Here is an 8,895-nt window from a genome sequence, read left to right as displayed (position 1 = left end):
GGCCGTGACCCCCCGTCGCCGGGGCGTCCTTCGCATTCATCCGGATGGCCGGGTTGTATTTAACCCCGTCGAAGGAGGGGCGCTTCGTCATGCGGTTTCATGGGTACACGTTCACACGGTGTTAAACGGCGTTCGGGCTCATGAGGTGCGTGAACGATCGAGACGTCCCGCATGGACGCTTCCGTACTTCTTGAACGCTTCCGTACTTCTTGAACGCTTCCGTACTTCTCGAACGCTTCCAGATCTCCCGGTCGGTTCCAGATCTCCCGGACGACCCCATTGGTCGATCCATCCGTCGATCGACCCTCCCTACACGCGTGCGACGTCACTGGCGATATCGACACGCCTGACGATATCGACACGCGTCGACGTCGGCACGTATCGCACTGGTCGACATCGATACGCATCGAAAAACTCGGACCGACTCGTAGACTCGAGCCACACGGAACCGACTACTCCTCGTCGAGGTACTCGATTCCCTGCTTCGAGACGTTCGCCTTCGTGATGTCTTCGAGGTCGTTGAGCCAGAAGTCGTCGTCCGCCTCATCGACCTCGGGAGCATCAGCCTTCCAAGCCCAGCCTTCGTACTCGTGGACTTTCTCGGTTCCTTTCTCCCGAAGCCTGAGCGTCGTCCGCTCCGCCTCCTCCTCCGACGGGCCGGGCTCAAGCGTTCGCGCCGCTTTGAGCGCAGCTTGTCGAGGCATGTTGCCGGAGAACTCGCTCGGTTCCGATCCATCCTCCTCACGAAGGGCAAAGTTTCGCTTACCGTCTTCACGTACCATGGTTTTACCTCCATGACAGTCCAGCACACAATCCGTTATAAATATATCGGGGAAATGAAAGCTGGCAGGGAGATCATTTATATACTATGTCGGAGGGGGCTACCGGTTTCGCGTCGAGCGAGGGTCGAGACGCCGCCGTCAACCCGACATATCGCCACGTCTCGCGTCGCGCGCGCTCGATATCCGCGGTGTTCGCCGACGGAAACAACACTTATGTACCTGCTGTGGCGAAGGTCGACGCAGACAACGGCGATGGTTCGCAAGAAGAAGCTCAGTCCGAGTGGTGCCAAAGACGACGACGGGGAGTATCACAACGTGCACGTGAACCTCCACGAGGACGAACTCGCCGTCGCCGGGATGGAGATCGGCGACGAGGTGTTCGTTCGGGTTCGTGACGGTAAGATCATCATCCAGAAAGCCGATTCCGACCCAGAGGAGCTCGAACACGACTTCTGAATCCTGTTCCCCCAACGCAGGGACCGTGTGACGATCGGCCGTATCGTGGGACCTCCACGTCGATCGACCCGTTGATCCGCACTCGCGACCCGTTGGTCCGTACTCTCGACCCGTTGGTCCGGCCGGCGTCGGTCGGCGGATTCATGGCCGTCGCCGACCAGAGCTACGCCAATGAGCGCGTACGACCTGTTGAAGCCGGCGTTGTTCTCGCTCCCCCCGGAGACCGCACACAACGCGACGCATCGACTCCTGCGGGCCGTACAGGGGACACCGGTACAAAACGCCCTGCGAAGGCGATACGTCGTCTCCGATCCGCGGTTGGAGATCGAGGCGTTCGGACGGTCGTTCCCGACGCCGGTGGGCGTCGCTGCTGGATTCGACAAGAACGCCGAGGTGCCCCGGGCGCTCGCCGCGTTAGGGTTCGGCCACGTCGAGGTCGGCGGCGTCACGGCGGAACGTCAGCCCGGCAACCCGCGACCGCGGATGTTTCGCCTCCGGGAGGACGAGGCGCTGATCAACCGGATGGGATTTAATAACCACGGGGCCGACGCCGTCGGCGAACGCCTCGATCGGGAGCCGCTTCCGGACGTCCCCGTCGGGATCAACGTCGGGAAATCGAAGTCGACCCCGCTCGACGAGGCGGCCGGTGACTACCTGTACACGTACGAGCGCGTGGCGGACGCGGGCGACTATTTCGCCGTCAACGTCTCCAGTCCGAACACGCCCGGCCTCCGCGAGCTCCAGAATCGCGAGGCGTTGACGGAGATCCTCGGAACGTTGGCTGACGCCGGCGCGAGCCCGCTGTTGGTGAAGCTCTCCCCGGACCTCGCGACGGCCGCGATCGAGGACGCGCTCGCCGTCGTCGACGATCTCGACCTGGACGGCGTGATCGCGACGAACACGACGACCTCGCGACCGGAATCGCTGAAGAGTCCCGAGCGCGCGGAGCGAGGCGGACTCTCAGGAAAGCCGATCGAGGAAACCGCGACGGGGTTGGTCCGGTTCGTCGCCGAGCGCACCGACGTTCCGGTCATCGGCGTCGGCGGCGTCTCCGATGCGGAGGGTGCCTACGAGAAGATCCGCGCCGGAGCCTCGCTCGTACAGCTATACACGGGGCTCGTCTACGAGGGACCGGGCCTCGCGCGCGACATCAACGAGGAACTGCTCGATCTGCTGGATCGCGACGGATTCTCGTCGGTGGAAGAGGCAGTCGGCACCGACCTGTGAGCGATCGAAAACCCTCAGCGACCGGTCCGTGACCGCTCGTTACCGTGCGTTTCGCACGATGACGACCACGTCGTCCGCCTCGAGGAACTCGCCGTCACCCTCGTAACGCCGTTCCCGCTCGACCTCGAACTCCTCGTCCGAGAGCGTGACGCTCGCGACGTGGAGCTCGTCGCCGTCGATCTCGTAGTCGCCCTTCGCGAGCGCGCTCTCGATCTCGCCGACTCGGTCACCGAACTTCGGGCCGACCAGCGAGTAGTCGAGATCGATACCGCTCACGACCGTCTCCACGGGCGCCTCCGCGTCCGAGTGGACGGTGAGGTCCGCGACGTGCATCACGCCGGTCACGTCCTCTTCGAAGCCGCGCACGTCGGCGTACACCTCGACCTCGTCGAGGTCGGCGTTGAGGGGGAGCTGGTTCTCGCTTTTGTAGCGGCGGAGCGCGCCGACGACCGCGATGGCGGCGGCCCCGCCCTCGTGGTCGGCCTCGACGCCGAGCGGATCGGGCCACGACGCGAGGTGCACGGAGTCGGTCGCGTCGCCTGTCGCCTCGTCGGCGTACATGTCGTGCCAGAGCTCCTCGGTCACGTGTGCGAGGAACGGCGCGAACAGCTTCACGAACCGACGGTGAACGACCGCAAGCGTGTACGCGGCGGAGGCGTCGTCGCGCTCCTTGGCGATCTCGAGGTAGTCGTCACAGAAGGTCCCCCAGAAGAACGATCGGAGGCCGTCGCGCGCCTTGGAGAACTCGCGGCGCTCCAGTTGGCCGGTGAGCGCCTCGATCTGGCGGTCGAACTCGGCGAGCATCCAGCGGTCGAGCTCGCGCAGGCGGTCGGGTCGCTCCGGATACGGCTCGTCGGTCAGCGACTCGACGAGCTTCGAGGCGTTCCACAGTTTGCGGATCAGTTTCTCGCCCGCGCGAAGCCCCTTCTCCTGATACGGGAGGTCGTCGCCGATCGCGGAGCCGGCCGCCCAGTAACGCGCGGCGTCGACGGGATACTCCTCCAGGACGGCGTCGGGCTCGACGACGTTCCCCTTCGATTTCGACATCTTCTCGCGGTTCTCGTCGAGCACCATCCCGTTGATCATCGTCGATTCGAACGGGACCTCGCCGGTGTGCTCGTAACACTTGATCACGGTGTGGAACAGCCAGAACGAGATGATGTCGTGGCCCTGCGGCCGGACGCTCATCGGGTAGATCTCCGGGCGCTCCATCGTGAACTCCTCGGCGTCGTCCTCCCAGTCCCAGCCGGCGTTTATCAGGGGGGTAAGCGAGGACGTCGCCCACGTGTCCAGGACGTCGTCCTCCGGAACGAACTCGTCGTGACCGCACGCCGGACAGGCGTCGACCGGCGGGTCGTCCGAGAGCGGATCGACCGGGAGTTCGGGCTTCTCGGCGACGATCACGTGATCGCAGTCGGCGCAGTACCACACCGGGAACGGGATCCCGGAGGAGCGCTGCCGCGAGATGAGCCAGTCCCATTGGAGTCCCTCGACCCAGTGTTCGTACCGGGTGAACATCTTCTCGGGGAACCATTCCATCTCGCGGCCGGCCGCGAGGTACTCCTCGCGTTTGTCCAGCACCTCGACGTACCACTGCTCGGTGACGAGGAACTCGACGCTCGTCCCGCAGCGCTCGTGGACGTTGACGCTGTGGGAGATCCCCCAGCGGTCGAGCAGCGCGCCCGCGTCGTCGAGGTCGTCGACGATGGCCTCGCGAGCCGCCGAGGAGTGAAGTCCCGCGTACTCGCCGGCGACGTCGGTCATGTGCGCGGACTCGTCGATCGCGACCCGAAGGTCCAGGTCGTGTGCCTGGTACCACTCGATGTCGTTCTGGTCGCCGAACGTACAGCACATCACGATCCCCGACCCCGTCTCCATGTCGACGCGGTCGTCGGCGATGATCGGGACCTCGTGACCGAACAGCGGGACCTCCGCGTCCTCGCCGACGAGCTGCTGGTTCTCCTCGTCGTCGGGGTGCACGAAGACCGCGACACAGGCGGGGAGAAGTTCGGGACGTGTCGTGGAGATGGTAAAGGCGTCGTCGGAGTCATCGGAGCCGGCGACGGCGAACTCGATGTCGTGGAAGTGCGAGTCGCGCTCGTCGTCCTCCGTCTCGACCTGTGAGATGGCGGTCTCGCACTCGGGACACCAGATCGCGGGTGCCTCCTGACGGTACTCGCGGCCCTTCTCGTACAGGTCGACGAACGAGAGCTGGGAGACGCGCTGGACCTCCGGGGAGATGGTACGGTAGGTGTTGTTCCAGTCGATGGAGAGCCCCACGCCCTGCATCTTCTCGGTGAACTCGTCTTCGTACTGCTGGCACACCTCCCGGCACTTCCGCTGGAACTCGCGGCGCTCGAAATCCTGATGGCGGACGTCGAGCTCGCGCTCGGTGAGTCGTTCGGAGGCGATCCCATTGTCGTCGTAGCCGAACGGGTAGAACACCTCGCTGTCGTGCATACGGTGGAAGCGAGCGACGACGTCCTGAAGGATGGAGCCGTACACGTGGCCCCAGTGGAGGCTCCCAGAGACGGTCGGCGGCGGGGTGTCGATGGAGAAGGCGGTGTTCGGATCGACCGGGTCGTCGGGGTAGGCGTACGTCTCGTCGTCGACCCATCGCCGCTGCCAGTGCGGCTCCGCGGTGTCGGGGTCGTACTCTCCGGTGGGCATTCTTGGAGGTGGTTTCCGTCGGTTCCCCCTTAACGGACTCGGTTATGCGAAGAGCGGGTCGATCCTCGGAGGCGGCGGCGACCCGTTACGGCGCGACGCCGACGGTTACGAGGGTTCCCCACGTCCGATATCGATCGACCATCGCCTCGCGACTCGTCCAGTCCTCGGTCGGGAACGCCGACGCCGGGGGGATCTCGATCTCCCGGTCGGGAACGGTGTCCTGCTCGGCGACGTACAACCCCGCGTCCCGGAACGCCTGGCGGTACTCACCGCGGCTCCACAGGGTCATGTCGACGGAGATCTCCCCCTGCCACGCGTGTGTAGACTCGCTCTCGGCGAAGTAGTTGACCGCACAGTAGAACGTCCCGCCCGGCTTCAAGATCCGACGGATCTCCGAGAGCGTGGTGTGCGGTTCGGCGGCGTAGTAGAACGACTCCATCGAGAAGACGTGGTCAACCGAGTCGTCGAGGAAGGGGAGCGAATCGAAGTCTCCGACGAGGTATCCGACCGCCTCGTCGTCGGTGTATTCCCGCGCGTTCCGTACCATCTCGGGCGCACCGTCGAGGCCGTATCCGCCACCGATCCCGCGCTCGCGGAGCGCGCGGAGCGCGTACCCGGACCCGGTTCCGAGATCGACGACTCGGTCTCCGGGCTCCACCGGCATTCGTGCGAGGACGTGTTTGGCGGTGTGCCAGTGACGGTCCTCCATCCCGCGATCCTTTCCGGACGTCGCCCACTCGTCGAACTCCTCTCGAACGCTCATACCCGGACAAGGTGCGGGGGCGTCAAAAGTGTGAGAGTCGGGGTATTCGCGGTGCTTCGGTGAGGAGTCGGGACACGCCCACGAATAGTGCGGTGGTCGGACGAGCCGTCGACCGGAAGCGGTGCCGTTTTCGTCCGGAGCCGCGAGGGGACTCCCGTATGAAACGTCCGAAGTCGCTGCGACGGCCGCGCTTCCGGGTCGCCGACTCCGCCCAGCAGATCGTCGGCGGGTTCCTCCTCGCCGGTCCGTTCGTCGTCACGGAGGAGGTGTGGCTCCTCGCGAGCGGTATGAACGGCTTTCAGGCTCTCATGACTGCCGCGGTCGTCGCGGCGATCGGCTACACCGCCCTGTACCGTGCGGACACCGGGCGAGATCCCGGCAAGGAACAGGGTGTGGTCGGGATCCCGATCCGGTTCCTCTCGTTGATGATCGTCGCGTTCGGGTCCGTGTTGCTGCTCGCCGTGCTGTTCGACGCGCCGGACACGTTCCTCGTCGAACAGGGTATCACTGGAACGGAGCTGTGGATGACGACGTTCAAGGCGGTCTCCGTCGGTGCAGTGTTCAGCGTCGTCGGTGCCGCGACCGCGGACAGCGTGTTGTGACCCGATCGGTTCGGGGCTTGATCCGATCGATTCGGGGTCCTGATACGACCGGTTCAGGGCCCGACAGCGCCGCAACGTCGGAACGCGGAGCTCGAAGCGATACGCCGGGTCGCCGTCACAGCACGACGGCGACGACCGCGAACAGGATCAACACGCCGGCGATGTCACAGACGTTGGTGACGATCGGGATCGTGGTGTCGTCGGGATTGAGCCCGACGCGGTACGACGCCTCGACCGCGACGATACTCGAGATCACGACGAGCAGAGCCAGCAGCATGCCGGAGACGAGCGAGATGAACAGGACCCGGCCGAGACCGAGCGATCCCCCGAACGCGACGCCGATGGCCCACGCCGCGACGCCGACTGCGCCGAAGACGGTCCCGGAAAGCGCGAACACCGCACCCACGTTGGCACGGACGCCGGGGTTCGAGAGGCTCGGCTCGTACGTCCCCAAGTAAAGTTGTGTGGTGAGCCGCGAGCACATGATCGACGCGAGATTGCCGGCGGTGCCGATCTGTACCGGGACCAGAACGAGCAGTGCCGGGTTCACCAACAGCGTCTCTTCGAACGATTCCAGTACCGAACCGGACACCAACTGGAGCACCGACAGCCCGGCGAGCAGCGGAACCATCGTCCGGACGATCCGAGATATCGACCATTCGTTGACCGGAACCGGCTCCGCCGGGTCCTTCCCGCCTGGGGTCGACGATGCGTCTCGTGAAGCCGATGCGTCTCGTGAAGCGCCCGTCGCGTCGCCCCCTGGGTTCGACGTCTCCCCGGAGGTTTCGGCCCCCGAGTCGTCACTGCCGGCGGTCTCGACGGCGCTCGGATCGCTCACAACACCACCCCGACGACGTGGATCCCGACAAGCAGGAACAACACGCCGAACACGTCACCCAGCGTCGTGACGACGGGCCCGATCACGTTGTCCGGATCGAGTCCCCGTCGGTAGCCCAGGAAGATGACCGTGATGAGAACCGACAGCATCAGGATCGCCGAGAGGAATCCCGCAACGACCATGATACCGACGAGCTGGAGGAGGTTTCCGCCGTCGCCGAACAGGGTCAACGTGAGCGAGGTGATGACGGCGATGAACACCGAGACCGACATCCCGTTGATAAACGAGGCGACGATCGCGTTCGTGAGCCGCCGATTAGCCCGGAACCGGGGTTCGATAATCCCCTGATGGAGTCCCGTCGAGAGGCGCGCGCCGAGCGATCCGTACACCCCGCCGCGAGTCGCGAGGAACGCCGGTAACAGGAGGAGTATCCCGGGAACGCTCTCGATTCCGCTCCGCATCGTTTCCGACCCGAGAATCGTCCCGGCGAACAGTCCGGCGATCAGACTGACGAGGATCACCGGAAGCGCCTGTCGGTAGACGTCACGCGCGGTGTCGTGACCGTTCATCGAGCGGACGAACGGCGGGATGAGTGAAAAGCGGTGCGGCGTACGGCTGCGACGGGAGGAGGCACCGATCCAAGACCAGTCTCTCGCCGAGATCCGAGAGCCGTCCCGTGTCCGGTGCCCGCAGGATTAAGTCGACTCGGGAGTTCCGATCCGTATGGACTACGCGCTCGCCATCGAAAACGGGCCCGAATCGATCCCCGGCGGTACGGGACTCCTGCTTATCCATCCGAGCATCGGCGAGACCGATCGCATCGATACCGACTTCCTGAAAGCCGACACGGACGCCTTTCTCGTCGTGTCCACGCGCACGACCGCGCGCGAAGTCGAGCAGAAGTTGGAGTACTACGACGTCGACGAGACGAAGGCGACGATCCTCGACACGCTCTCCGTCGAGCGCGGCTACTCGCGCCGGTCCGCGGACGACGTGTACTACGTGTCCGCTCCCGACGACCTCGACGGTGTCGTCGACCGAGTCGGACGCTTCCTCTCGGAACACGAGGGCAAGCGGCGAGTGTCCGTCGACTCGCTCACGGAGATGGCGTATTACGCCGACGACGACGCCGTGTACGATGCGGCCGGAGAGATACTGGACCTCCTCGATGAACACGACGCCGTCGGGATCTTCCACCTCTCGGAAGAGGTTCACGAGGTCGCGACGATAGATCGGTTCCGAGCGCTGTTCGACGGCGTGATCGACCTCGACGAAGACGGGAACGTCGACGTGGATATATAAGATACGCTGCCTCAGGGAGTCATAGAAGCGTTCGCACATCAGAACGGGATACGCTCAGTACAGGAACGGTGGCGAGCGATCTCGGGAGTGAGTGTTGCAGGCTGTCGGTCGTGATCGACTATTTAAATGGCCGTGAGTAGCGGCGATGGCTTCTTATAAAGAGCTGATGCGGTGGCGCGCGCCTCCGAGCGCCCAACGGGCGCGAGGAGCGCGTGCGAGGGAGTCAGGGGCGGTCGCCGAGCGGTTCCGGCGACC

General features: G+C 64.8%; 9 protein-coding genes. 4 read left to right on the top strand and 5 right to left on the bottom strand.

Annotated elements, in window-relative coordinates; genetic code table 11:
• Positions 1-452 precede the first annotated feature (452 nt).
• Entirely contained in the window at positions 453-782 is a 330-nt protein-coding gene (locus ACNSN7_RS15485) for a non-histone chromosomal MC1 family protein (RefSeq protein ID WP_418283200.1), read from the bottom strand.
• A gap of 252 nt (positions 783-1,034) precedes the next feature.
• Here ACNSN7_RS15485 and ACNSN7_RS15480 point away from each other — a divergent pair, with 252 nt between their 5' ends.
• Positions 1,035-1,238 carry a hypothetical protein gene (locus tag ACNSN7_RS15480; RefSeq protein WP_418283199.1) on the top strand — a complete coding sequence of 68 codons (204 nt, stop codon included), beginning with the start codon at positions 1,035-1,037 and terminating at the stop codon, positions 1,236-1,238.
• 171 nt (positions 1,239-1,409) lie between these two features.
• Positions 1,410-2,465, top strand: coding sequence for a quinone-dependent dihydroorotate dehydrogenase (locus ACNSN7_RS15475; RefSeq protein WP_418283198.1), 1,056 nt, complete (start codon positions 1,410-1,412; stop codon positions 2,463-2,465).
• Positions 2,466-2,504: 39 nt separating this feature from the next.
• Here the strand turns inward: ACNSN7_RS15475 and ACNSN7_RS15470 are convergent, their stop codons facing one another.
• Together ACNSN7_RS15470 and ACNSN7_RS15465 are read right to left on the bottom strand one after the other, a co-directional pair.
• On the bottom strand, positions 2,505-5,135 hold the full coding sequence (locus ACNSN7_RS15470; protein ID WP_418283197.1) for a valine--tRNA ligase: 2,631 nt from the start codon (positions 5,133-5,135) through the stop codon (positions 2,505-2,507).
• Positions 5,136-5,220: 85 nt separating this feature from the next.
• A complete protein-coding gene (locus ACNSN7_RS15465) occupies positions 5,221-5,898 on the bottom strand; it encodes a class I SAM-dependent methyltransferase (protein WP_418283196.1) in 678 nt (225 codons plus the stop codon).
• 158 nt (positions 5,899-6,056) lie between these two features.
• On the opposite strand from ACNSN7_RS15465, the gene ACNSN7_RS15460 reads away from it, so the two are divergent.
• On the top strand, positions 6,057-6,500 hold the full coding sequence (locus ACNSN7_RS15460; RefSeq protein WP_418283195.1) for a DUF2391 domain-containing protein: 444 nt from the start codon (positions 6,057-6,059) through the stop codon (positions 6,498-6,500).
• 115 nt (positions 6,501-6,615) lie between these two features.
• On the opposite strand, the gene ACNSN7_RS15455 is transcribed toward ACNSN7_RS15460, so the two are convergent.
• Positions 6,616-7,131, bottom strand: coding sequence for a magnesium transporter (locus tag ACNSN7_RS15455; protein WP_418283201.1), 516 nt, complete (start codon positions 7,129-7,131; stop codon positions 6,616-6,618).
• A 203-nt stretch (positions 7,132-7,334) separates the two neighbouring features.
• The gene (locus ACNSN7_RS15450) at positions 7,335-7,907 is read right to left on the bottom strand and encodes a magnesium transporter (RefSeq protein ID WP_418283194.1); all 573 of its coding nucleotides are present in this window, start codon (positions 7,905-7,907) and stop codon (positions 7,335-7,337) included.
• Between the two features lie 154 nt (positions 7,908-8,061).
• Between ACNSN7_RS15450 and ACNSN7_RS15445 the strand changes: the two genes are divergently transcribed.
• Complete coding sequence (locus ACNSN7_RS15445) at positions 8,062-8,640, top strand: DUF7090 family protein (protein ID WP_418283193.1); 579 nt, start codon at positions 8,062-8,064, stop codon at positions 8,638-8,640.
• Positions 8,641-8,895 lie beyond the last annotated feature (255 nt).

Source organism: Halorubrum rarum (genome assembly GCF_048380895.1).
GTDB lineage: Archaea > Halobacteriota > Halobacteria > Halobacteriales > Haloferacaceae > Halorubrum.
This window is presented reverse-complemented; position numbering and strand designations above follow the sequence as displayed.